Below are 24,843 nucleotides of genomic sequence, written 5' to 3' on the forward strand. Positions count from 1 at the left end.
GATTTTATCTGAAGGAAAAAAAGGAGAATATCATGATGGATTTTAAAGATGTCATACCTCAGATGCCCTTTATTTTAGAAGGTCTTAAAGTAACGCTTTCTATTGTTGTGGTATCACTGTTTCTTGGTTTTATTTTAGGAATCTTATTAACGCTCTGTAAAATTAGTGTATTTAAGCCGCTTATCTGGCTAGCCGATTTTTATACGTCAATCTTCCGAGGCACACCGCTTGTGCTTCAGCTTTTGATTATTTATTTTGGTCTTCCCCAGCTGCTCGGCTTTCAAATTGATCAATACTGGGCTGCTGTAGCCGCCTTTTCACTAAACTCGGCGGCGTACGTTTCTGAGATCATTCGTGCAGGAATCAATGCCATTGATAAAGGGCAAAAAGAAGCGGCCGTTGCTTTAGGTATCCCGTATGCTAAAATGATGAAGGACTTATTGCTTCCGCAAGCATTCAAAAATATTTCACCAGCACTTGTGAACGAAACGATTACACTGACAAAAGAATCAGCGATTGTCACAGTCATTGGACTTGGCGATGTCATGAGACGAGCCTATCAAGCAGGTGCCGTCACCTATAACTATCTTGAACCGCTAATTTTTGCGGGTCTCATCTATTATGTCATCGTGCTTATTCTTACCTTCGTCGGCAAATCGGTGGAAAGGAAGTTAAAATCAAATGATTAAAATAGAGAAACTCACAAAATCTTTCGGTAAAAATGAAGTGTTGAAAGGGATTGATACCACAATTAAAGAAGGCGAAGTGGTAGCTGTCATCGGGCCGTCTGGTTCAGGAAAATCAACATTTCTTCGCTGTATTAACTTACTTGAAAAACCGACTTCTGGAGTGATTACGATTCAGGGGACGGAAATTACCAATCCAAAAACAAATGCACTAAAAGTGCGCGAGAATATTGGTATGGTGTTTCAACATTTTCACTTATTCCCGCACAAAACAGTGCTAGAAAATATTACGTATGCGCCAATGAATGTAAAGAACCAATCGAAGGAAGACAGCATCAAGCAGGCAGAGGAGCTTTTAAAAAAGGTCGGACTTCTAGAGAAAAAAGATGATTATCCGAACCGGCTGTCAGGTGGTCAAAAGCAGCGTGTCGCCATTGCACGTGCTCTTGCAATGACACCAGATATCATGCTTTTTGACGAGCCGACGTCTGCTCTTGATCCAGAAATGGTAAAGGAAGTATTAGAGGTCATGAAAGAGCTCGCTCAATCTGGGATGACGCTGATGATCGTCACACATGAAATGGGCTTTGCAAAAGAAGTGGCAGACCGTGTGATTTTTATGGATGATGGGAAAATTGTAGAGGATGCCAATCCTGTAGAATTCTTTGAATCTCCGTCTTCACAGCGTGCTCAAGATTTCTTACAAAAAATATTATAATGAAAAAAACGAGGAGGAGACTTAACATCTCCTTCTTTTTTTGATTATAATGGGGAAAGTAAAAAAAGTTCATCATTTCACAAAAGTAGACAGAAAAGAGTGAATCACATCATGTTTAAAATCGGCTACCGAACGCTGAAAACAGCATTAGGAACAGCTCTAGCCATTTACATTGCACAAATGCTCGGTCTGCAAAACTATTCAGCTGCCGGCATTATTACGATCCTATGTATTCAGGTGACGAAAAAAAGGTCACTCCTCGCATCTGGGGCCCGCTTTGCCGCATGCAGTCTTGCCATCTTATTTTCTTATTTATTTTTTGATCTGATTGGGTATCATCCTTTCGTCATTGGACTGATGCTGCTCGTCTTTATTCCAACAACGGTCTTGCTTCGGATTAAAGAAGGGATTGTCACAAGTTCAGTGATTATCCTTCATTTGTATATGTCTGGAGGCATTACGCTTCATCTCATCTGGAATGAGCTTTTACTCATCACCATTGGTGTAGGGGTCGCACTCATAATGAACCTGTATATGCCTAGCGTTGATAAAAAGCTGAAACAATACAGTGAACAAATTGAAGCGAATTTTGCGAAAATCTTTGAAGAAATCGAGCAATATTTAATGACCGGAAAACAAGACTGGACAGGAAAAGAAATTCCAGAGACGCATCAATTGATTAAAGAAGCGAAAGCTCTTGCATACCGTGATGTTGAAAATCATGTCTTAAGACATGAAAATCTGTATTATCATTATTTCAACATGAGACAAAAGCAATTTGAAATCATTGAGCGGGTGCTTCCGAAAATTACGTCCATTTCTGTTACAACGGAGCATGGGCAAATCATTGCAGAATATATTAGAGATTTACGAGAACATATTCACCCAGGGAACACGGCTCATAAGTTCTTAAGACGCCTGATTGATATGAAAGAAGAGTTTGATGCACTGCCGCTTCCGCAAACACGTGAAGAATTTGAAGCTAGAGCCGCACTCTTTCATTTTCTCGGGGAAATGGAACAATATTTGGTGTTGAAAAGTTATTTTAAAGGGATGAAAGAATAAAGACGCATGAGTTCCTCCTTCATTGGTCAATCTAATGAAAAAGGAGGAGCCTATGCGTCTTTTATTTTATACTGTGCTGACCATGTCCCTTTCACCCATCTGGCCGCTCGGGCAAAACCCGCTTCCAGGAGACCCGTATGTCATTATTAATAAACAAACGAACGAGCTTGCGTATATTGATCATGGGGAAATTCAAAAAGTCTACCCGGCTTCTACTGGCAAAACAGCTGATTTAACGCCAGAAGGTGAATTTACGATTATGATCAAAGCGAAAGATCCTTATTACAGAAGAAAAAATATTGAAGGCGGTGCGAAGAATAACCCACTCGGCCGAAGGTGGATTGGATTTGATGCGCGAGGAACCGACGGGAGAACCTATGGCATTCATGGAACAAGTGATGAGACATCGATAGGGAAATTTATTACGGCAGGCTGTGTACGTCTTCATAATCAAGATGTAGAACGGCTATTTGATCAGCTTCCAGTTGGTACAAAGGTATGGATCACGACATCAAGCGATGCATTTGAAAAACTGGCCAAAGACAAACAGGCCATTCGTTAAAAAACGAATCACCTGCTTGTCTGCTTTTTTATCAACACTTTATAAAAAGGCTGCCGCTCCTGCTAAAAGTGAAGAAATTAACAGTAAGCTAATCATGAGCAATACCATAAATTTCATGAATTTCTGAGACATATCGCACCCCTATAATCAAATGTTTTTGCGACGAGCGCACCTTTCTTTATTCTAGCTCGTTTTTACGCAGGCGACAAGTGATGTACAAAGGAAGTGAACGGATGAATCAAATCGATCATATAGCCATTGCCGTTTTCTCAATTCAAAAAACAGCACGTACGTTCTCTAGGCTGTTTAACTGGGAATTTTCAGACATAGAAGTACTTCCGAATCAAGGGGTCAAAGTATCTTTTGCTTCCCTAGGTGATCTGCACATTGAGTTGATTGAACCGATGGAGGATCACAGCACATTACATACCTTTTTAATAAAAAGAGGAGAGGGGCTTCATCATATTGCATTAAAGTCAGGTGACATTCAGGCTGATCTCAGTCAACTTGAGGAGCTCGGCATGCAGCTCATTCAAAAGGGCGCACAAAATGGTGCGAACGGAAATCGCATTGCGTTTATTTCACCAAAAGAAACGTCAGGTGTGCTAATTGAATTGTGTGAACCTTTGAAAGGAGAGAAACAGGAAGATGCATGAATCGTTCAATGACTTGTCTGAATGGCGCGAGAAAGCTTTAAGGGGCGGCGGTGAAAAACGAGCAGCAGCTCACCGAAACAAAGGAAAGCTGACTGTTCGGCAGCGGCTTCATGAACTTCTTGATGAAGGCAGCTTTATGGAAATTCAGTCATTTGCTAAAGGCTGCCGCTCAGAACATTTAGGGGATGGCGTTGTCACTGGGACGGGACTGATTCATGGGAGACAAGTAGGCGTTTATGCACAAGATGCGACCGTGTACGGGGGTTCGCTAGGGGACATGCATGCGAAAAAGATAGCGGCTTTAATGGATTTGGCTGCTAAAAATCAAATGCCTGTTATCGGTCTAAAAGACTCAGGTGGTGCGAGAATTCAGGAGGGTGTGGTATCATTAGAGGGATACGGTCAGATTTTTAAACGGAATGTGCTGTACTCTGGTCAAATTCCACAAATATCCGTTATTTTAGGCTCCTGTGCGGGAGGTGCAGTTTATTCACCTGCACTGACGGATTTTGTATTCATGACGGAGCAAACAGCTCATATGTTTTTAACTGGACCGAAAGTGATAGAAAAAGCAACAGGAGAGACGGTCTGTCCTGACCGGCTTGGAGGTGCAGCAGTTCAGCATCAAACAAGCGGGAATGTGCACTATACAGGGAAAGATGAGAAAGACGTGTTAAAAGCAGTTCGAACGCTTTTAACGTACATACCAACGAAACGACGGCCTGTCATTCATCGTAAGGTGCAAAAGCATGATGCGAGCGATCTTGGGAACATCTTGCCAAAGGAGCCATCACGTACTTATGATGTTAAACAAGTGGTGACAGCGATCACCGACCACGGCTCATTTTTTGAAACGCAGCGTTGTTTCTCCAAAAATATCGTCACAGGTTTTGCCAGATTACAAGGGTCTTCCATTGGTCTTGTAGCCAATCAGCCTAAGGTGCTGGCAGGAAGCCTTGACCTCGATGCTGCTGATAAAGCGGCTCGGTTTATTCGATTTTGCGATGCATTTCATATTCCCATTTTAACCCTTGTGGACGTTCCTGGTTTTTTGCCAGGGGAGAAAGCTGAGCATGCAGGCATTATCCGCCACGGCGCAAAGCTTCTGTATGCGTACGCTGAGGCGACCGTTCCAAAGATCACTGTGATTTTGCGAAAGGCATTTGGCGGTGCATACGTTGCGATGAATAGTAAGGGCTTAGGTGCTGACTTTGTGTATGCATGGCCAGAGGCAGAAATTGATGTCATGGGAAAATCGTTTGCAGACGAAATTGTTCATCCTGCTTTGCGTGAGGTGGACAATGAACCTAGTGTCATGAAGGCAGCACAATTAGGATTAATCGACGATATTTTAATGCCAGATGAAACGAGAGAGCGGCTCATTCGCTCATTTGACCTGCTTCGCAGTAAGGAAGAAGATAGACCGTTAAAAAAGCATGGAAACATGCCGCTATAAGAGGAGGAACATCATCATGATCAATGAGAAACGCTTATTAGACGAATTTTTAGAACTTGTTCAAATCGATTCAGAAACGAAACATGAAGAAAAAATTGTTGAAGTCCTAAAAGAGAAATTTACTGGTTTAGGGCTTAATGTAGTCGAAGATGATTCAAAAGAGACAACCGGCCATGGAGCAGGCAATCTTATTTGCACACTTGAAGGGAATCAAGAGGCAGATACGATTTATTTTACTTCTCATATGGATACAGTTGTACCAGGTAATGGTGTTAAGCCAGTCATTGAAGACGGCTATGTCAAGACAGATGGCACAACCATTCTTGGTGCTGACGATAAAACAGGGCTTGCTGCAATGTTTGAAGCGATCCGTGTCCTAAAAGAGAAAAATGTACCGCATGGCAAGATTGAATTTGTCATTACAGCTGGTGAAGAATCAGGACTTGTAGGAGCAAAAGCGTTAGATCCGAAACTGATGACAGCAAAATATGGTTATGCGCTTGATTCAGATGGCAAGGTCGGTACCATCATCGTGGCTGCGCCAACACAGGCGAAAGTACGTGCAACCATTTACGGAAAAACAGCTCACGCAGGTGTGGCACCTGAAAAAGGCGTCTCTGCGATTACGATTGCATCAAAAGCGATCGCGAGCATGCCGCTTGGCCGTATTGATGAAGAAACAACGGCGAATATCGGCCGCTTTGAAGGCGGAACACAAACGAATATTGTCTGTGATCAAGTAGATATTCTGGCAGAGGCACGTTCTTTAGAACCGGCAAAAATGGAAGCGCAAGTAGCGAAAATGAAAGAAGCCTTTGAAAAAACCGCTAAAGAAATGGGCGGAAGTGCCGATGTACAAATTGACATCATGTATCCAGGCTTTAAATTCTCACACGGCGATCAAGTCGTTGAAGTGGCGAAAAAAGCGGCTGCGAAAATTGGCCGTCCTTCAGAACTACAGACAAGCGGGGGAGGCAGTGATGCAAACGTCATTGCTGGAAATGGCATCCCGACCGTCAACCTAGCTGTTGGATATGAAGATATTCATACGAAAAATGAGAAAATGCCGATTGAAGAATTAGTCAAGACAGCTGAAATGGTTCTCGCCATTATCGAAGAAACGACAAATCCATCGTAAAGGCAGGAGACTCTGTGAGCACGCAAAAGATCATTATTTTCCAAGTGGGACAAGAGGATTTTGGTATCAGCGTAGAACATATACGCTCAATTGAGAAGGTCCCTTATTTACAAGAAGTATCGAACCTTCCAAAAGAGATTAAAGGACTCATGTCGTTAAGAGGAGAGGTCATTCCAGTCAGTGACACAGGTGTCATGCTGCACGGAAAACCTCTGGATGTAACCGAACAGTCTAAGGTTCTACTATTTGAATTGAACGATCAAATGATTGGCTGCCTTGTTTCTGATGCAAAAGATATCATTGATATCGAGTTAAGTGAGATCAAGCCATTTCATATGAACACAAAAGCATCTGAATATTTCTTCGGCGTCGTTGAGAGAGAGAACAAGATGATTTTACAAGTGGACCCTAATAAGTTTCTAGGGAAAATTGAGGATCTTGATCAATTGCCTGAGCGATTGAAAGAGGAATTGGCATAAACAAAGGCCCCTTATCCATGGATAAGGGGTCATTTTGCGTGCCGGAGCTCACGCATCTTTTATTTGTTGCGCTCTACAGAAGACAAATAAAGCCTCCTTATCATGTTCCGGTAAGGGGCTATAATTTATTCAGCTGCTGGGTTAATTGAATCGTTTGCCGCAGCTTTTGTTTTTGATTTTTGGTACATCACATTTAAAATAATCGTTTGAATGGTGAGTAAAAGTCCACTTGTCATCCAATATAAAGGAAGAGCAGCGGGAGCATTAATTGATAGAAACAGCATCATGACTGGGAAAATCACGCCCATGATTTTTGCTTGTTTCAGTGCAGCTTCTGTTTGGGTGCCTGATTGTTTTGCGAATTTTTGTGTGACATAAAATTGCAAGAAATACATGGCCCCTGCAAAGATCGCCACCAAAAGATCAGTTTGTCCTAAGTTAAACCATAAGAACGAATGTGTTGCAATCTCAGGTGTTGAGCGGATTGCTGAGTAAAAGCCAAGAACAATTGGGATTTGAATCAGCATCGGCAGACAGCCCATTGCCAGCGGGTTCACATTGTTGTCTTTATATACTTTCATCATTTCCATTTGCAGTTCTTTTTGTTTTTCAGGTTCTTTCGTTTTTTTCAATTTGCTTTGTATTTGGTCAATCTGAGGTTTAACGAGTGCCATTTTCTCTTGCATCACTCTCTGCTTTTTAAATTGGTTTGCAAAAAGCGGGAAAATAAGCAGCCGGACAATCAATGTCACGAACATAATAGATAAACCGTAGTCATCATGGAAAAAGTTCGCAAGCCAGATAATCAACTCAGAAAAAGGCTGAACAAAATAATGATGGAAAAACCCATCAGAGCTTGTATTTGTTTGCGCACTGGCAGCAAATGCCGGTGACGCTACCATCATCAAAAATAAAGTCGTACAAATAGTCAATAAACGTTTCAATTCGTTTCCTCCTCAATAATAAAATCTAATAAGAGAGAGGAAGCGAATGGTCTTCATCATCATTTGATGATCTTTTCATTCGAATGACTTTACTAATCCAAGTTGTAATGCGATCATATATGATAAACAGAAAGTCTGTTCGATTCAAACAAGATGCATCCAACTCTTCTAAACGATGTCCTCCGAGGTGCTCGTTCATTCGGCAGTCTTTTAATAAGAAAGCAATACCGATGGCGGTCAGCGCTGGAAGAATAATCGTAAAGAATTCAACAAGGAAAAAGACTTCATTGAATGTATCAATAATCATGATTATCACATCCATTTCATTACTCACAGTGTACTATACACCATATGAAATGTCTAATGGAACAAACAGGTGAAATCACGGTGAAGTGAAGGAAAGTAGATCACCTAAGGAGGCAAGCAAATGGCTGATTCTCAAAAGAAGGGGCGAATCATTTTTCATATTGATATGAATAGTTTTTATGCATCGGTAGAAATGGCGTATGATCCTTCTTTGAGAGGGAAACCTTTAGCCATTAGCGGAAATGCAAAAGAGCGCAAAGGCATAGTTGTAACCTGCAGCTACGAGGCAAGAGCACTCGGGGTGAAGCCGCCGATGCCACTATGGGAAGCGAAGCGGCTGTGTCCGGGACTGATTGTGCGTACACCCAACTTCGACCGGTACCGCAGCTCCTCACAAGAGATGTTTACCATACTAAGAGAATATAGTGACTTAGTTGAACCCGTTTCAATTGATGAAGGCTATATTGATGTAACCGATACACCTTATGCTGAACATGCCGTGAAAACCGCTCATGATATTCAAACGAGGCTCGTAGAAGAGCTCATGCTTCCATCGAGTATTGGCATTGCACCGAATAAATTTCTAGCGAAGATGGCGTCTAATTGGAAAAAGCCAATGGGCATTACCATTTTGCGTAAACGAGATGTCCCGACAATGCTCTGGCCGCTCCCTGCAGGTGACATGCATGGGGTTGGACAGAAAACGGCAGATAAGCTGAAAACCATCGGAATTCATACTATTGAAGATTTAGCAAAAGCGAATGAATATGCGCTGAAAGAGTTATTAGGCATCAATGGACCGAGGTTAAAGCAAAAAGCAAACGGAGAGCATGACGGCATTGTCGACCCAGAAAGAATATACGAATTTAAATCTGTCGGCAATTCTTCCACTCTTCCTCACGATTCTGATGATACAGATGAACTCGTCTCATTAATAGAAAAACTGTCGCAATCGGTGAGTGCCAGATTACGAAGAAAAGAAGTGATGGCAAATCGGCTGCTCATTATGATTCGGTATGCAAGCTGGAAAAATATCACACGGAGCGTCACACTCACGAATCCAACTGATCGAAAGGAAGATCTATTTGAGGCGGCAAAGCAGCTATTCCTAAAGCATTGGAATGACCAGCCAGTAAGACTTTTAGGTGTGACGGGGACCGATCTTGTGGAACGAAAATCAGCCGTCAAGCAGCTTGATTTATTCTCTTATACAGAAGATGCAAAAGACGAACCGCTCCAATCTCTTTTAGACGGACTGCAAGAAAAATACGGTAAACCACTCATTCAAAGAGGAGTGACCATTAAGGAAAAAGAGAGCAAAACAAGTGGTACAAGTTTTAATAAAGACTTTTTTCAGGACGAAAGAGGAAATGACTAGCCTGAAAACTTGATAAAAGAGGTGATGTTGTGGTAATTTCAAAGGGTACATCATTTCAGCAGTAATCAATATAGTGTGTTAGAAGGGACGTCAGAATTATGTCAAAACAACAAATCGGTGTCGTTGGACTAGCCGTTATGGGGAAAAACCTTGCCCTAAATATTGAAAGCCGCGGTTTCTCCGTGTCCGTTTATAACAGATCTAGCAGCAAAACAGAAGAGTTTCTTCAAGAATCACAAGGGAAAAACGTTGTAGGCACATACAGCATTGAAGAATTTGTTCAATCGCTTGAAACGCCGCGTAAAATTCTTTTAATGGTAAAAGCGGGTGCAGCAACAGATGCAACCATTCAATCATTATTGCCTCACCTAGAGAAAGGTGACATTTTAATTGATGGTGGAAATACATATTACAAGGATACACAAAGACGTAACCAAGAGCTTGCGGAAAGTGGTATTCACTTCATTGGTACAGGTGTTTCTGGCGGTGAAGAAGGCGCACTTAAAGGTCCTTCTATCATGCCTGGCGGTCAAAAAGAAGCGCACGAGCTAGTGAAACCAATTTTAGAAGCCATCTCTGCGAAAGTAGATGGTGAGCCTTGTACAACGTATATCGGTCCAGATGGAGCAGGACATTATGTCAAAATGGTTCATAACGGTATCGAGTACGGAGACATGCAATTGATCTCTGAATCGTATTTTATCTTGAAGCATGTCGCTGGATTATCAGCAGGTGAGCTTCATGAAGTATTCTCAGAGTGGAATAAAGGCGAACTTGACAGCTACTTAATCGAAATCACAGCTGACATTTTCACAAAAGTGGATGAGGAAACGAACCAGCCACTAGTAGATGTCATCTTAGATAAAGCCGGCCAAAAAGGAACTGGAAAATGGACAAGCCAAAGCTCACTTGATTTAGGTGTCCCGCTTCCAATCATTACGGAATCTGTTTTCGCACGTTTTATTTCTGCGATGAAAGATGAGCGTGTGGAAGCAAGTCAATTAATTCAAGGGCCTGAGCCAACTCAATCAGCTGAAGATAAACAAGCATTAATCGAAGCGGTTAGAAAAGCCCTATTCATGAGTAAAATCTGCTCATATGCACAAGGTTTTGCGCAAATGAAAGCAGCGTCTGATGAGTATAACTGGGATTTGAAATACGGTGAAATTGCCATGATCTTCCGTGGTGGATGTATCATTCGTGCAGCCTTCCTGCAGCAAATCAAAGAAGCATATGACCGTAACCCTGAATTGAAAAACCTATTGCTTGATCCTTACTTCAAGGATATCGTAGAAAGCTATCAATCATCACTTCGTAAAGTGATTTCACTTGCAGTAGAACAAGGTGTTCCTGTTCCTTCATTCTCAAGTGCACTAGCTTACTTTGATAGCTATCGTACAGCTGTCCTTCCAGCTAACTTAATTCAAGCACAGCGTGACTACTTCGGCGCACATACATATGAGCGCACAGATAAAGAAGGCGTCTTCCATACTGAATGGATGAAATAAGTATAAAACCTCAAAAGACCTTACCTTTGGTAAGGTCTTAGATTGTTGACAAAGGGCTAAAATGAACTTGATTTTAGCCCTTTGTCTTCTTTTTAGCGTGATAGAAAACCTTTGCAGGCTAGGAAGGCCGAGTACTGGAGCGGAGCGAATTTGACATTCGTGAGCACCAGCACGCAGGACTGACACCGAATGCGAGGGTTTGTCTACACGCTGTGACCTTACCTTTGGTAAGGTCTTTTTTGTGTTTACATCTATTCGGCTAAAAATCCGAAAAAGAGGGATGCTAAGTAAAAAAGAACAGAAAGTAGGGATAGAAGTGGGCATTTTATATGCACTTCTCCCAGCGATATTTTGGGGAAGTATTGTTCTCATTAGTGTCAAACTTGGCGGGAATGCTTATCAGCAAACACTCGGCATTACCCTCGGCGCTTTTTTGTTTTCAATCGGCGCCTATTTGATCAAAATGCCGGAACTGACACCGCTTATTTTTGCGGTTTCCGTTATCTCTGGGATCTTTTGGAGTATAGGGCAAATGAATCAGCTTTCAAGTGTCGCCTTTCTAGGGGTGTCAAAGGCTGTTCCTTTATCAACGGGTATGCAGCTTGTGAGCACGACATTATTTGGTGTCATCGTCTTCAAAGAATGGCAAACTATGACGGTCATACTTATTGGTTCTTGTGCCATTTTATTTATTATTGCTGGCGTTGTCATGACATCACTTGGTCAAAAAAAGAGTGGCGGTAACGAAGGCGGCAATTTTAAAAAGGGAATCATCATTTTGCTCATCTCAACCGTAGGCTACGTCGGATATGTCGTCATTTTAAGATGGTTTCATATAGATGGCTGGTCTGCGCTCGTTCCGCAATCTGTCGGCATGCTGCTTTCATCGTTAGCGATTAGTCTAAAGCAAGACCCGTTTAGCAAATATACGTTCAGAAATATCATTGCTGGTCTTGTGTGGTCGACAGGAAATCTAGGGCTTCTTTTGGCGATTCCACTCATTGGCGTAGCAGTAAGTTTTTCCATGTCTCAAACAGGAATTGTCATCTCGACTTTAGGCGGTATTTATTTATTAAAGGAGAAAGCATCAAAAACAAGCTTTGTCATTGCAGGCTGCTTGATGATTATCGCAGGCGGTGTGCTGCTAGGTTTTACAAAATAGGAGGTTAAACGAATGTATCCAGATTTGGAAGGAAAAACAGTTCTCATCACAGGAGCAGGTACAGGGATAGGTCAGGCGATGGCGCGCCGGTTTGGACAAGAAAAAGCCAATGTAGTGATCAATTATTTCTCAGATAAAGAAAACCCGGACGACACGATTGCTGAGATTCAAAAAAGTGGCGGACAGGCTGTCAAAATTCAAGGGGATGTATCAAAAGAAGAGGATATGAAGGCGATGATTGATCAAGCTGTTGATACATATGGCAGTCTTGATGTCATGATCAATAATGCAGGAATTGAAAATGAAGTTCCTTCAACTGAAATGACGCTAGATAACTGGAACAAAGTGATGTCCACCAATTTAACAGGTATGTTTTTAGGGTGCCGTGATGCATTAAAGTATATGACAGAACACGGGATCGAGGGGTCGATTATTAATATGTCGTCGGTCCATCAGCAAATTCCGTGGCCTCATTTTGTCCATTATGCAGCAAGTAAAGGAGGCGCCAAGCTTTTGACAGAAACGCTGGCACTAGAATATGCCCCTAAAAAAATTCGCGTAAACAGTATTGCACCAGGCGCAATTGATACCCCCATCAATGCCGAAAAATTTGATGATCCAGCATTGAAAAAGGGCGTCATTGAGCTGATACCAATTGGCTATATCGGAAAGCCTGAAGAAGTGGCAGCATGTGCTGTCTGGCTTGCATCAAAAGAGGCGAGCTATGTGACAGGGTTGACGTTATATGTAGACGGCGGTATGACCAAGTACCCGGGATTCCAAGCAGGAAAAGGATAATCGTGCATATGTTGATCACGGGCTGGGCTCAGAGGATAACACAACATCAAATTATGATCTAGTATGTTGTCATGCTAGTGAAAAGCGTGAGCATAAACATTGCACACGCTTTTATCCATTTATTCGCCTTTTTCAAATATGGCTTCTTTGTTCTTCACGATGATGCTTACTTTCGTTTTGACACGAGGAACGCCATCTTTTTGAAGATAATCATATAAAATGGGTTCTATTTCATTGATATCTGTACGAAGTATTTTAGGTGATAACTCCTCGATAAATGGATCGTTTTTAACTGCTAGACAGTTCGCCATTGTATCGAGTGCAATTAAACTGAAAGGTCTTCCTTTGTTTAGCCAAGATTTCATTCTGAGCCATGTTGGAAAGCATGCTGATGCCAACCTGCCCCAACTGTCGTTAAAAGAGGAGCAATGAGACTCCATCCAATCAAGTATGTGATGTGAACGGAAACGATATAGGCTGGAGAGAGCCGTCATTGGCAATTCCTTTTCACTTACACATTTCAATTGATCAAAAATACGTCTCATTCCTTCCTCGGCTGGTAAACTACTGGCTGCTGCCCAAGAAAGCGGATGAAAAAATTTATCGGCATCATTCTCCCAAAGCTCTCTTACCCAATCCGAAGCTGCAGTACCTAAAACATCAGCTGCGATCTCCAGCATTCTTGATTTGACTTCATGATTTTCCGTTCCATAAAATCTAGCTTTTACAGACATCAACATTTTTTGTGTATCGTGTTTTTTCAGGGCATTGATGACATCGTATTGAAGAAACCATCTTGTGATTGAGAAATCTAATAAAGACTCCAAATCATGTTGAACCGCTTGTAATGTGGGTATTTTCTCTTCTGCTATGACCAATACATCTTCTTCTGGCTGACAAGCCTCTCCGTCTTCTTCATAAAAATCATCGTGCAATAAAAATTTCTTTGGAGAGTGGATGATCGCTAAGTGATACCATTCAATTGGCCGTAAAGAATAGGTTAAGAGCCGCCTGTGACAATCATTGCATAATCGATAAGGCTGAGCTGGTTCATCAGAAATTTTTACAACATCAATCTCGTTTCTTTTACAGGCTTCACACAAATGAGTGACTGCCATGATATCCACTCCTTTTGATTGAAAAGATATGAATAGATTCGAAAAGTAGCAGCAAAAGACGTTTACCTATCCATCAAATTGAGTGGGAATAGAAACTGTTTCCATCTCTGGGCAGTTACTTCTCATGATTTATGGGATGAAAAATTGGGTTTTTGAATGAGCTAAGTCATTAGCACTTATTTTAACAAAGTTCTCAAAGACTGTCTTCAGAAGAAGAAGCTACTTTATGGTTCATTCGGAGAGTATTTTTTAAAAGAAAAGGGGTCTCGTTCATATCTGGATGAGATCTTTTTTGTTCTGAAAGCTTGTTGTGAGTATTGATACGGTCATTTTTAAAATAAAATACAGACATATATAATTAAATGTCTAGACATTTAAAAATAAAAATATATAATATTAACTGGAAGCGCTTTTATTACAACAATGGGGTGAGAGAAATGAAACGTATTTTATTAGCATGCAGTTCAGGTATGTCTACGAGTTTACTAGTCACAAAGATGAAGGCACATGCTGAGTCTATAGGGGAAGAAGCAGAGATTTGGGCAGTCGGACAAGACCAAGCGAGAAAAGAAATGGCACATGCCGATGTTGTATTAATTGGACCACAAATGAGTTTTTTAAAAGGGGATCTTCAAAAAGAAGCTCAAAAATATGGGATTGAAGTAGAGGTCATCGATATGCAGGCGTATGGGCTAGCAGATGGACAAAAAGCGTATGAACAAGCGGTTTCATTGATGGGGGAATCTTAAAGGATGGAAAAGAAAACACTCGAAGGACTCACGGAAGAACAAATCAGTTTTCAATTGATCTTACACAGCGGAAATGCACGAAGCAAATTGCTTCAATCTCTTAAACAATTTAGAGAAGGTCATGAAACAGTAGCATCTGACCTTCTCAAAGAAGCGGAAGATGACTTGCGGAATGCACATGATATCCATTTTCAAATGGTACAGCAAGAGGCAAGCGGAGAAACGATTTCATTCTCCTTGCTGCTCATGCATGCCGAAGATCATTTCATGTCAACGATGACGATAAAAGAGCTTGTGGGAGAGCTCTTACCGATATTGCAATCACTGAAACAATAAAGGGTGTAAACAAGGGGGGAAACCAATGTTTGATAAAATAAGTGCGATTTTGGTTCCGATTGCTGGGAGATTGAACAACAATCGCTATCTAGGGGTATTAAGGGATGCCTTTATGCTTGCGTTCCCATTAACGATTTTTGGTTCCATCATGGTCGTATTAATGAATCTGCCATTTTTAGATAAGATCATGAGTCAAACAGCACTGGAAGGTGTTCAGTCTGCACTGAATATTGCACCTAGTGCGACCATCAGCATTATGAGTGTGTTTGTTGTATTTGGGATTGGCTACTATTTATCGAAAAGCTATGATGTGGAAGCTGTCTTTGGCGGTGTGATCGCTTTAGCCTCTTTTCTGCTCCTTACGCCATTTTTACTAGAACAAGAGGGCGGTGCATCCATTGCAGGCGTCATCCCAGTCGATCGTTTGGGCGCAAAGGGAATGTTCCTTGGAATGATCACAGGCTTTTTGTCTGCTGAAATTTATCGCTATTTTGTCCAAAAGAAATTTGTCATCAATATGCCGCAAGGGGTTCCGCCAGCTGTTTCTAAGTCTTTTGCTGCACTCATCCCGGCTACTTTGACACTCACAACCTTTTTACTGATCAATATCATCATTACACAAGGGTTCAAAACCAACATGCATGACTTGATTTACAATGCGATTCAGGCGCCGCTTGTCGGACTTGGAAGCGGTATCATTCCGACCTTGATCGCTATTTTCTTTATACAAATTCTTTGGTTCTTTGGGCTCCACGGCCAAATTATTATCAACTCTGTCATGGACCCGATTTGGAATACATTGTCCATTCAAAATCTAGAAAGCTACACAAAAACAGGTGAGGTTCCGAACATCATCAGCAAGCAGTTTATCGAAATCTATACAGTGGGTATGGGTGGAACCGGTATGACGCTAGCTGTTGTGTTTACGATTTTAATTTTTCTTAAAAGTAAGCAATTGAAACAAGTAGCAAAGCTCGGCTTAGGACCAGGTTTATTTAACGTCAATGAACCCATTATCTTCGGTTTACCGATTGTGATGAACCCGCTTATTCTCATTCCATGGATTTTGGCGCCAATGGTGATTACTTGTATTTCTTATTTTGCGATGGCCGCAGGTATTGTGCCGCCTCCGACAGGCGTGAATATTCCATGGACAGTACCGATCTTTATTAGCGGAGTCATGGCAACAAATTCATTAGCGGGCGGTCTGCTTCAGCTGTTTAATTTAATGATTGTGTTTGTTATTTGGTTCCCGTTCCTAAAATTTATTGATCGTATGAATGTGAAAAATGAAAAAATAGTCACGACAGAAAAAACGAAACAAACAAACATCAAAGGTGAAGGAGACTCAATACATGTCGATGGAAACTAACAGTCAATCATATACATTTCCAGAAGGTTTCTGGTGGGGATCTTCTGCCTCTGCTACGCAAACAGAAGGCAGTTATCCAGGAGATGGAAAGGGACCGAACATTTGGGACCACTGGTTTGAAAAAGAGCCGAATCGTTTTTTTCAGGGCGTCGGTCCAGGTGTAACCTCGCAATTTTATCGTAAATACAAAGAGGATATCCGCCTCATGAAGGAGATTGGGCACAACTCGTTTCGTCTATCTATTTCATGGTCACGCCTTTTACCTGAGGGAAAAGGGGCTGTTAATGAAGAAGCTGTGGCTTTTTACAATGATGTGATCAATGAACTGAAAGCGAGTGACATTGAACCGTTTGTGAACTTGTATCATTTTGATATGCCAATGGCGCTTCAGGAGACGGGAGGATGGGTAAACAGGCAGGTCGTAGAAGATTATGTCAGCTATGCGACATTGTGTTTTCAGCTATTTGGCGACCGGGTGAAAAAATGGTTTACCCATAACGAGCCGATTGTTCCTGTAGAGGGTGGATATATGTATAGCTTCCATTATCCAAACGAAGTTGATTTCCAAAAGGCAGTGCAAGTTGGATTTCATGAGATTTTATCAAATGCTAAGGCCATTGCGGCTTATAAAGAGATGAAGCAGGATGGGAAAATAGGCATTATCCTGAACCTTACTCCTTCGTATCCGCGAAGCCAGAATCCGCGGGATGTCGAAGCAGCTGAGATGGCTGACGCCTTCTTTAACCGGTCCTTCCTAGATCCAGCTGTGAAAGGACATTTCCCTGAAAAGCTAGTGGACGTGTTAAAGAAAGAAGGATTGATGCCGGCTATGGAGGAAGGAGACCTTGAACTCATTCAAGAGAACACGATCGACCTTCTCGGCATCAACTATTATCAGCCAAGAAGAGTGAAAGCAAAGGAACATATGCCTCACCCTGATGCACCATTTATGCCAGACCATTATTTCGATTCTTTTGAAATGCCGGGCAGAAAAATGAATGTGTACCGCGGCTGGGAAATCTATGAAAAGGGTATTTACGATATATTGAAAAAAGTCCAGACAGACTATGGGAATATTGAATGCTTTATTTCTGAAAATGGAATGGGTGTCGAAGGAGAAGAGCGGTTTCAGGATGAAGAAGGAATGATTCACGACGATTACCGCATTGATTTTATTTCTGAGCATCTTAAATGGGTGCATCAAGCCATTCAAGAAGGAAGTCATGTAAAAGGCTATCACCTGTGGACGTTTATGGATAATTGGTCATGGTCGAATGCCTATAAAAATCGCTATGGATTTGTCTCAGTGGACCTTGAGAAAGACGGGAAACGTACCATCAAAAAAAGTGGCTACTGGTTTCAATCGGTTTCAGAGAATAATGGTTTCTAATCAAGATACTTGCTCTTTCCTTGAAAAGGGCAAGTATTTTTCTTATGTAAAGATGAAAGGGTTGAAATGAAAGTGGCTCGAACCTTTTAAGCGCACTAGGCTTAGTGTAGAATGAGAGGAAGGCTAGAAAGCGCTATAATAGGATATGAAAAAACAAGTCAGTTGGTGGTGTGAGATGACAAAGTACGAACTCATTTCAGAAGAAATTAGAAAAAGAATAGGAACAGCATATTATCCAGAAGATCAACCCATTCCAGATGAAAACTCGCTTGCCGCTGAATTTAAATGCAGCAGAATGACGATGAAGCGTGCGCTTGATCTTTTAGTGGCGGAAGGTCTGCTCTTTAGAAAAAGAGGTCATGGCACATTTATTGTGAAGGCAGCGCTAAATCAAGGTGCGATCAACGTATCAGGTCATGAAAATAAAGGGTTCACGAAAGTGATGGCAGATAAAAACGTGACGAGCCAAATCATTCGCTTTGATGTGCATTTTCCAAGTGAAGAGGTGGCAGCTCATTTATCCATTGACTCAAGCACACCCGTCTATGACATTATTCGGCTCCGTTTGGTGGAAGAAGAGCCATATGTATTAGAAAAAACCTTTATGCCTGTCAATGTCATTAAGGGAATAGATGAAGAGGTTTTATTGGGGTCTATCTATAGCTACATTACAAACACACTTCATTTAAAAGTGGCAGGAGCGCACAAAAAAATTAGAGCGGCTAAATCAGATCAGCTTGATCAGCAATATTTAGGCTGTGACCCTACGGATCCGGTGCTAGAAGTGGAGCAGGTGGCTTATTTAAACACAGGCCGGCCGTTTGAATATTCCTTTAGCCATCATCGCTATGATAAATTTGATTTTTCAACGGTTGAAATTACGAAAACACGACTTTAAAAAAAGAGCAGAACCCCCTCAATCGGGAGACTGCTCTTTTTTTGTTGATTTTATATATTCCACCAGTGATATCCATCTTTTTCAAGAAGCTGATCTGCTTCTTTTGGTCCCATAGAACCAGCAGGGTAATTTGGTTTTAACGTTTTGGTTTCAGCCCATTTTTTTGAAATTGGATCAACAAAGTTCCAAGACAGTGCCACTTCATCCCAGTGGGCAAAGTTTGTTGCGTCACCTAGCAAACAGTCATGAATCAGCTTTTCATACGCTTCTGGTGTATTCATGATGTCGTTGTAATTTGTTTGATAGTCCAGCTTAATTGGTTTAGCATACGTTCCGCCATCAAGCTTGCGAGCATTCAGGTGAAGGGTAATGCCTTCGTCTGGCTGAATGTGAATCACAAGTAAGTTTGGATGCATGGAATTCCCGTTTCCATAGTACAGGTTCATCGGAATGTCTTTAAATTGCACCACGATTTGAGTGGATTTCTTTTCTAGACGTTTTCCTGTACGAATGTAAAATGGTACCCCGGCCCATCTAAAGTTATCGATGAGAAGTTTCCCTGCAACGAATGTTTCTGTGTTGGAGTTTGGGTCCACATTTTGCTCTTCAAGATAGGAAGGAACCATATTGCCATCAATCGTTCCTGCATCATACTGTCCGCGGACAAAGAATTGATCCACTTCATCTTTCGAGAAAGGACGAAGCGCACGCAATGCTTTCCGTTTTTCGCTACGGATTTCCTCTGTATTGAGCTTAATCGGCGGCTCCATGGCTAGTAGTGCAACCATTTGAAGCATATGGTTTTGGACCATATCTCTCAGTGCACCAGAACTCTCGTAATATCTCGCACGGTCTTCGACGCCTAATGATTCACTCGATGTGATTTGAATGTTTGAAATGTAACGGTTTGTCCAAAGCGGTTCAAAGATCGCATTCGCAAAACGAATCACCTCAATGTTTTGCACCATCTGTTTACCGAGGTAGTGGTCAATACGATAAATTTGATCCTCTGTAAATGCATCTCGGATCTCTTCATTTAATGTTTTGGCACTAGGGAGGTCATGACCAAACGGTTTTTCAATGACAAGTCGAGACCATCCAGTCGTTTCTGATACGCCTTCACTTTTTAAAAACTTCGCAATGGTTCCGAAGAATTCCGGTGCCATCGCTAAATAGAACATCCGGTTATTTGGGATACTGTATGTATCTTCAAGACCAGAAAGAAGTGTGTTCAGTGCTTGATAGGAAGCAGGGCTTGAGACATCAAAGTCATGGTAATAGAAATGAGAAATAAATTCCTCTGCTTTTGCTTCTGCATCATCAGAAGAGACCGATTCTTTTACCACAGCTCTTAGGTCTTCATGAGACCAAGGACGACGTCCAACACCTACAACAGCGAATTGATCTCCAAGCTTTCCGCTATGATAAAGTCTATGTATAGAAGGGTAGAGCTTGCGTTTTGCAAGGTCTCCTGTTGCGCCAAAGATGACAATGACTGCTTTTGGATAGTTAGTTTCTGTATTCACGAAAAGTACCTCACTTTATTCGTAGCATTGTTGTAAAAACCGAGAATGTATGTACATTTTCTTTATTTTAAAGGTTCATTGTTCGTAAAGCAAACATTTGATTCGACTTTTTCTGCCCAAGTTTGACTTTTTTCAAAAATTCCGCTGAATTCACATTTATCCTGTCTTCATGTATTCTATATGAATGAAGAGATTGTATACCGGCTGTAGGAGGAAATCGTAATGGAACTGCTCTTTTTAGGAACAGGTGCAGGCATTCCTGCAAAAACAAGAAACGTCACTTGCACTGCGCTGAAGCTTTTAGAAGAGAGAAAAGCCGTGTGGCTTTTTGATTGCGGAGAAGCGACGCAGCATCAAATATTACATACAACGATTAAACCAAGAAAAATTGAGAAGATCTTTATCACGCATATGCACGGTGATCATGTATATGGTCTCCCAGGTCTGCTTGGCAGCAGGTCCTTTCAAGGCGGAGAGGATAAATTGACGATATATGGTCCAAGCGGCATTAAAGCTTTTGTAAACGCGGCACTTTCAGCGACGCAAACGCATTTGACTTATCCGCTGCATATCATAGAAATAGAGGAAGGGATCGTTTTTGAAGATGATACCTTTCAAGTAGAAGCAAAACGAGTGTCTCATGGGATCCCAGCTTACGGTTATCGGGTCGTGGAAAAAGATGTACCCGGTGCACTAAAAGCCGAAGACCTAAAAAAAATCGGTGTAAAACCTGGACCTTTGTATCAGAAGTTGAAAAATGGGGAAACCGTTACACTCGAAGATGGAAGAATGATTGATGGAACCGATTATTTGGAACCCCCTAAAAAAGGGAGAATCGTTGCATTTTCAGGAGATACCCGTTTGTGCGAGAATATAACAAGGCTTGCCAAGAATGCGGATGTGTTAGTCCATGAAGCAACATTTGGGAAAGAAGATGCAGAACTAGCCTATAATTATTATCACAGTACGACAGAACAGGCAGCAAAAACAGCGCAGGAAGCAGGCGCAAAAAGACTGATTTTGACTCATATTAGTGCACGGTACCAAGGGGAAGAGTCAATGAAACAATTACTCAAAGAAGCCCGCGATATATTCCCGCTGACTGAAGCTGCACATGATTTCTTTTCTTTTCCTATTGACCGTACCCTGTAAAAATTGGATGAATCGTCAAAAATAGTTGTGTGATTTTTTTGATATTTATGATGACGCTCTTTTTCAGGTAGTGGTAAAATGGTGAAGAAAAAACAAATGACGAATTACACTATGAAGAATACGGGAGGCACAATCAAAGATGAGCGGTTTTACAGCGTTAAGTGAAGCAGAATTAAATGACCTATATGCAGCACGACAAAAAGAGTATGAAACGTACAAAAGTAAAAACTTACACTTAGACATGTCTAGAGGGAAACCTTCACCAAAACAGCTCGATTTATCTATGGGCATGCTCGATGTCGTGACATCAAAGGATGCAATGACAGCTGAGGATGGTACAGATGTGCGAAACTATGGCGGCTTGACAGGCCTTCCTGAAACAAAGAATTTTTTTGCAAGTGTGCTCAATCTGAAGCCAGAACAAATCATCATTGGCGGTAATTCTAGCCTAAATATGATGCATGACACAATTGCCCGTGCCATGACTCACGGCGTATATGGCAGCAAAACACCTTGGGGCAAGCTTCCAAAGGTAAAATTCCTAGCACCAAGCCCAGGGTATGATCGTCATTTTGCCATTTGTGAGCATTTTAACATAGAGATGATTACGGTAGATATGAAGTCGGATGGACCTGACATGGATCAGGTAGAAAAATTGGTTGCAGAAGATGAAGCCATCAAAGGGATTTGGTGTGTACCGAAATATAGCAACCCTGACGGCATTACGTATTCAGATGAGGTTGTCGACCGTCTTGCTTCCATGCAGACAAAAGCAGACGACTTCCGTATTTTTTGGGATGATGCCTATGCAGTCCACCATCTAACAGATACGCCTGATACGTTAAAAGATATTTTTCAAGCAGTAGACAAAGCAGGACATGCAAACCGTGTGTTTATGTTCGCCTCTACTTCTAAAATTACGTTCCCAGGCTCGGGTGTTGCACTGATGGCATCTAGTCAGGACAACGTCAGCTTTATTCAAAAACAGTTATCAGTTCAAACCATTGGGCCAGATAAAATCAATCAATTAAGACACCTTCGTTTCTTCAAGAATCCAGAAGGATTGAAGGAACATATGAAAAAGCATGCAGCGATTATTAAGCCGAAATTTGACCTCGTTCTTTCGATCCTTGATGAAAAGCTTGGTGGAACAGGCATCGCTGAGTGGCACAAACCAAATGGCGGATATTTTATTAGCTTAAATACACTCGATCATTGTGCAAAAGCTGTTGTGCAAAAAGCGAAAGAAGCCGGTGTGACACTAACAGGTGCAGGGGCGACATATCCTTATGGAAACGACCCGCTTGATCGTAACATCCGTATTGCGCCAACGTTCCCAACGCTTGAAGAACTAGAGCAGGCGATTGACATCTTTACGTTATGCGTTCAGCTTGTCAGCATTGAAAAGCTGCTGTCTGAGAAAAGTCAATCAGCACCAACGGTATAATGAAAAAACTCCTTGACTGATGTCCGGTCAAGGAGTTTTTGTTTTTAGTTGGCTGTTTGATAATAAGTGGCAGGCTGTTTTGCTGCACACCATACATCATAAATCGCAAGCTGCACAATATGTGGTTCATCGTGATGAATATAGTGCGAGCTGTTCTGCGCCTGAATCCATCCGCTTTGGGATGACAATGTGAGCATTCGTTTATGAAGCCTGAGCCAAGCTTCATGTGCTGGATGAAACAAGCGGCTTTTGCCTGATGAAATGACAAGAAGGGGCATCATCCCATAATGCGTTTGCTCCTCTTTGGTCGTACGCAGCATTTGCTCAAAGTCCTCATGTGTACATTCTGCTGTGAACTGCGTCATATATGAAGTGCGTTCTTCCTTTGATAAGAGCGGCAGAATGACCTGCTCTTGCTCCTCACTTGCTGGGTCTAGAAGGACCATACCGATAACATCTTCTTTTCTGCGGCTTGCCCATAAGCGGCTGACAAGAGAGCCAAATGAGTGCGCCACAATGAGAAATGGCGGCTGAATATTGGCTTGATGTAAGAGTGTATCTAAATCATCCGCAAGATCATGCAAAGTTCTTCCTTCTTTGCTTTCGCTGCTTTTTCCATTACCTAAACGGTCATATAAGAAAACACCAAGCTCTGGGTCAATATCACGAGCGATATTCGCCCACGTATCGCCTGAAATTCCATATCCTGCTTCAAAAATAATGGTGGCTTCCTTTTTCCCTTGACGATGCTTTGTATAAAAGTGATGTCCATCTATATGATACGTTCTTTCAATCAATGCCGAGTTCATTCTTCCATCTCCTCTAAGTGGTTCTTTAGCTAAAAGACGGCACAAAAGGCAAAGATGTTTCTCTTAAAAACAAAAAAGATGCCTATTTCAAAAAATAGACACCTTTTTGCTTAGAGATGTTACCAAGCACGATCGTATTGGCGCGGGCTTTCGATGGATGTACGAAGCTCTTTAGCGGCTGTTTTTGGGAAATACGGATCCCGTAAAAATTCTCTGCCGATAAAGATCAAGTCAGCACGCTGATTTTGTAAAATTTCTTCGGCCTGTATACCAGATGTGATCATACCGACAGCGGCTGTTTGGATGCCGGCACCTTCTCTTATTTTCTCAGCAAAGGTGACTTGGTAGCCGGGGAATGTGTTAATACTGGCTTGCACCACAGCGCCTGAGCTCACATCAATTAGATCGACTCCTTGCTCTTTCAGCCATGCGGCAATGCCAATATAATCTGCAATATCTAGTCCCTTTGTTGTGTAATCAGAAGCGGATACACGGACAAATAATGGTCCATCCCACACTTCATTGACTGCATCAACCACTTCTCTCAAGAAGCGATAACGATTTTCTGGTGAACCGCCATATTCATCTGTCCGGTGATTGGCAAGCGGTGAGAGAAATTCGTTAATCAAATAGCCATGCGCACCATGAATCTCAATGATGTCAAATCCAGCTTTCTTGGCGCGGACAGCGGCATCTTGAAACGCCTGAACTGTGTCTTTTATTTGATCGATAGACATCTCAAGAGGTGTTTTAGATTGCTCGTCAAATGGAATGCTGGATGGAGCAAGAATGTCACCATCTAGCTCAGCCTTGCGTCCTGCATGGGCTAGCTGGATGGCCGTTTTTGTTCCGTACGCTTTGATTTGTTCGTTTAATGAGGCAAATCCTTCAATGTGCTCATCACTCCAAATTCCGAGGTCCTGATCACTAATTCTTCCCTCAGGTGAAACAGCACTTGCCTCGACCATAATTAATCCGGCCTGACCTTGCGCACGGGAAATATAATGTGCAAAGTGGAAAGGCTGTAATTTTCCATCACGGTCATAGGATGAATACATACACATCGGGGACATGACGATGCGGTTTTTGAGTGTGACACCTTTTAATGTCCAAGGTGAAAAAAGCTTTGTTTCCAATTACCTTCGCCTCCTCATAGAATGGTATAGCCGATTATAACAGCCATTCAAACA

Annotated in this window: 26 protein-coding genes; 19 read left to right on the forward strand and 7 right to left on the reverse strand. The window is 41.8% G+C overall.

Translation table 11 applies throughout. The features are described from left to right. Nucleotides 1-35 precede the first annotated feature (35 nt). The 4 genes from artQ (at nt 36) to BA79_RS11165 (ending at nt 3,031) form a co-directional block, all read left to right on the forward strand. Nucleotides 36-689 (forward strand): arginine ABC transporter permease ArtQ, encoded by a 654-nt coding sequence (gene artQ, locus BA79_RS11150; protein WP_008342239.1) that lies wholly within the window; start codon nt 36-38, stop codon nt 687-689. Beyond that, the gene (gene artM, locus BA79_RS11155) at nt 682-1,404 is read left to right on the forward strand and encodes an arginine ABC transporter ATP-binding protein ArtM (RefSeq protein WP_017357952.1); all 723 of its coding nucleotides are present in this window, start codon (nt 682-684) and stop codon (nt 1,402-1,404) included. Before artQ ends, artM begins: the two co-directional genes overlap by 8 nt. A 111-nt stretch (nt 1,405-1,515) precedes the next feature. After that, nucleotides 1,516-2,469, forward strand: a complete 954-nt coding sequence (locus BA79_RS11160; RefSeq protein WP_007501130.1) for an aromatic acid exporter family protein — start codon at nt 1,516-1,518, stop codon at nt 2,467-2,469. A gap of 52 nt (nt 2,470-2,521) precedes the next feature. Further along, complete coding sequence (locus BA79_RS11165) at nt 2,522-3,031, forward strand: L,D-transpeptidase (protein ID WP_035702811.1); 510 nt, start codon at nt 2,522-2,524, stop codon at nt 3,029-3,031. A 39-nt stretch (nt 3,032-3,070) separates the two neighbouring features. On the opposite strand, the gene prli42 is transcribed toward BA79_RS11165, so the two are convergent. After that, nucleotides 3,071-3,163, reverse strand: a complete 93-nt coding sequence (gene prli42, locus BA79_RS19390; protein ID WP_017357951.1) for a stressosome-associated protein Prli42 — start codon at nt 3,161-3,163, stop codon at nt 3,071-3,073. 101 nt (nt 3,164-3,264) lie between these two features. Here prli42 and mce point away from each other — a divergent pair, with 101 nt between their 5' ends. Genes mce through BA79_RS11185 form a run of 4 tightly spaced genes read left to right on the forward strand, consistent with a single transcriptional unit; the run spans nt 3,265 to nt 6,760 of the window. Then, on the forward strand, nt 3,265-3,687 hold the full coding sequence (gene mce / locus BA79_RS11170; RefSeq protein WP_035702812.1) for a methylmalonyl-CoA epimerase: 423 nt from the start codon (nt 3,265-3,267) through the stop codon (nt 3,685-3,687). Continuing rightward, on the forward strand, nt 3,680-5,143 hold the full coding sequence (locus BA79_RS11175; protein ID WP_035702813.1) for an acyl-CoA carboxylase subunit beta: 1,464 nt from the start codon (nt 3,680-3,682) through the stop codon (nt 5,141-5,143). The genes mce and BA79_RS11175 overlap by 8 nt, the downstream gene beginning before the upstream one ends. 16 nt (nt 5,144-5,159) lie before the next feature. After that, on the forward strand, nt 5,160-6,281 hold the full coding sequence (locus tag BA79_RS11180; protein ID WP_035390776.1) for a tripeptidase T: 1,122 nt from the start codon (nt 5,160-5,162) through the stop codon (nt 6,279-6,281). 14 nt (nt 6,282-6,295) lie between these two features. Next, the gene (locus BA79_RS11185) at nt 6,296-6,760 is read left to right on the forward strand and encodes a chemotaxis protein CheW (RefSeq protein ID WP_008342245.1); all 465 of its coding nucleotides are present in this window, start codon (nt 6,296-6,298) and stop codon (nt 6,758-6,760) included. A gap of 125 nt (nt 6,761-6,885) precedes the next feature. Here the strand turns inward: BA79_RS11185 and BA79_RS11190 are convergent, their stop codons facing one another. Both BA79_RS11190 and BA79_RS11195 read right to left on the reverse strand, forming a co-directional pair. Then, entirely contained in the window at nt 6,886-7,704 is an 819-nt protein-coding gene (locus tag BA79_RS11190; protein ID WP_035702814.1) for a membrane protein insertase YidC, read from the reverse strand. A gap of 25 nt (nt 7,705-7,729) precedes the next feature. Then, nucleotides 7,730-8,011, reverse strand: a complete 282-nt coding sequence (locus BA79_RS11195) for a hypothetical protein (protein WP_008342247.1) — start codon at nt 8,009-8,011, stop codon at nt 7,730-7,732. A gap of 120 nt (nt 8,012-8,131) precedes the next feature. Here BA79_RS11195 and BA79_RS11200 point away from each other — a divergent pair, with 120 nt between their 5' ends. From BA79_RS11200 to BA79_RS11215, 4 genes are all read left to right on the forward strand, one after another. Then, on the forward strand, nt 8,132-9,388 hold the full coding sequence (locus BA79_RS11200; RefSeq protein ID WP_035702820.1) for a DNA polymerase IV: 1,257 nt from the start codon (nt 8,132-8,134) through the stop codon (nt 9,386-9,388). Between the two features lie 98 nt (nt 9,389-9,486). After that, nucleotides 9,487-10,896 carry an NADP-dependent phosphogluconate dehydrogenase gene (gene gndA / locus BA79_RS11205; protein ID WP_025207592.1) on the forward strand — a complete coding sequence of 470 codons (1,410 nt, stop codon included), beginning with the start codon at nt 9,487-9,489 and terminating at the stop codon, nt 10,894-10,896. Nucleotides 10,897-11,212: 316 nt separating this feature from the next. Then, entirely contained in the window at nt 11,213-12,058 is an 846-nt protein-coding gene (locus BA79_RS11210) for a GRP family sugar transporter (RefSeq protein WP_024718904.1), read from the forward strand. A 12-nt stretch (nt 12,059-12,070) separates the two neighbouring features. Continuing rightward, a complete protein-coding gene (locus BA79_RS11215) occupies nt 12,071-12,856 on the forward strand; it encodes a glucose 1-dehydrogenase (RefSeq protein WP_008342255.1) in 786 nt (261 codons plus the stop codon). A 119-nt stretch (nt 12,857-12,975) separates the two neighbouring features. Here the strand turns inward: BA79_RS11215 and BA79_RS11220 are convergent, their stop codons facing one another. After that, on the reverse strand, nt 12,976-13,974 hold the full coding sequence (locus BA79_RS11220) for a hypothetical protein (RefSeq protein WP_035702821.1): 999 nt from the start codon (nt 13,972-13,974) through the stop codon (nt 12,976-12,978). 437 nt (nt 13,975-14,411) lie between these two features. Here BA79_RS11220 and BA79_RS11225 point away from each other — a divergent pair, with 437 nt between their 5' ends. The 5 genes from BA79_RS11225 (at nt 14,412) to BA79_RS11245 (ending at nt 18,719) form a co-directional block, all read left to right on the forward strand. After that, nucleotides 14,412-14,723 carry a PTS sugar transporter subunit IIB gene (locus tag BA79_RS11225; RefSeq protein WP_008342261.1) on the forward strand — a complete coding sequence of 104 codons (312 nt, stop codon included), beginning with the start codon at nt 14,412-14,414 and terminating at the stop codon, nt 14,721-14,723. A 3-nt stretch (nt 14,724-14,726) separates the two neighbouring features. Continuing rightward, a complete protein-coding gene (locus BA79_RS11230) occupies nt 14,727-15,059 on the forward strand; it encodes a PTS sugar transporter subunit IIA (protein ID WP_017357943.1) in 333 nt (110 codons plus the stop codon). 25 nt (nt 15,060-15,084) lie between these two features. Then, the gene (gene celB, locus BA79_RS11235; RefSeq protein WP_007501108.1) at nt 15,085-16,431 is read left to right on the forward strand and encodes a PTS cellobiose transporter subunit IIC; all 1,347 of its coding nucleotides are present in this window, start codon (nt 15,085-15,087) and stop codon (nt 16,429-16,431) included. Then, nucleotides 16,415-17,821 carry a glycoside hydrolase family 1 protein gene (locus BA79_RS11240; RefSeq protein ID WP_035702822.1) on the forward strand — a complete coding sequence of 469 codons (1,407 nt, stop codon included), beginning with the start codon at nt 16,415-16,417 and terminating at the stop codon, nt 17,819-17,821. Before celB ends, BA79_RS11240 begins: the two co-directional genes overlap by 17 nt. 175 nt (nt 17,822-17,996) lie before the next feature. Continuing rightward, on the forward strand, nt 17,997-18,719 hold the full coding sequence (locus BA79_RS11245) for a GntR family transcriptional regulator (RefSeq protein ID WP_017357941.1): 723 nt from the start codon (nt 17,997-17,999) through the stop codon (nt 18,717-18,719). A gap of 50 nt (nt 18,720-18,769) precedes the next feature. Here BA79_RS11245 and zwf read toward each other — a convergent pair whose 3' ends face one another. After that, the gene (gene zwf / locus BA79_RS11250) at nt 18,770-20,245 is read right to left on the reverse strand and encodes a glucose-6-phosphate dehydrogenase (RefSeq protein ID WP_035390764.1); all 1,476 of its coding nucleotides are present in this window, start codon (nt 20,243-20,245) and stop codon (nt 18,770-18,772) included. Nucleotides 20,246-20,467: 222 nt separating this feature from the next. On the opposite strand from zwf, the gene rnz reads away from it, so the two are divergent. After that, nucleotides 20,468-21,397: a ribonuclease Z gene (gene rnz, locus BA79_RS11255; RefSeq protein WP_035702824.1), complete on the forward strand. Its 930-nt coding sequence runs from the start codon at nt 20,468-20,470 to the stop codon at nt 21,395-21,397. Nucleotides 21,398-21,536: 139 nt separating this feature from the next. After that, nucleotides 21,537-22,844 carry an aspartate aminotransferase type Ic gene (locus BA79_RS11260; protein ID WP_035702826.1) on the forward strand — a complete coding sequence of 436 codons (1,308 nt, stop codon included), beginning with the start codon at nt 21,537-21,539 and terminating at the stop codon, nt 22,842-22,844. Nucleotides 22,845-22,888: 44 nt separating this feature from the next. On the opposite strand, the gene BA79_RS11265 is transcribed toward BA79_RS11260, so the two are convergent. Then, a complete protein-coding gene (locus BA79_RS11265) occupies nt 22,889-23,653 on the reverse strand; it encodes an alpha/beta fold hydrolase (protein WP_017367554.1) in 765 nt (254 codons plus the stop codon). A gap of 119 nt (nt 23,654-23,772) precedes the next feature. Next, complete coding sequence (namA, locus tag BA79_RS11270) at nt 23,773-24,789, reverse strand: NADPH dehydrogenase NamA (protein WP_017367553.1); 1,017 nt, start codon at nt 24,787-24,789, stop codon at nt 23,773-23,775. Nucleotides 24,790-24,843 lie beyond the last annotated feature (54 nt).

This window comes from Bacillus altitudinis 41KF2b (genome assembly GCF_000691145.1).
Lineage (GTDB): Bacteria > Bacillota > Bacilli > Bacillales > Bacillaceae > Bacillus > Bacillus altitudinis.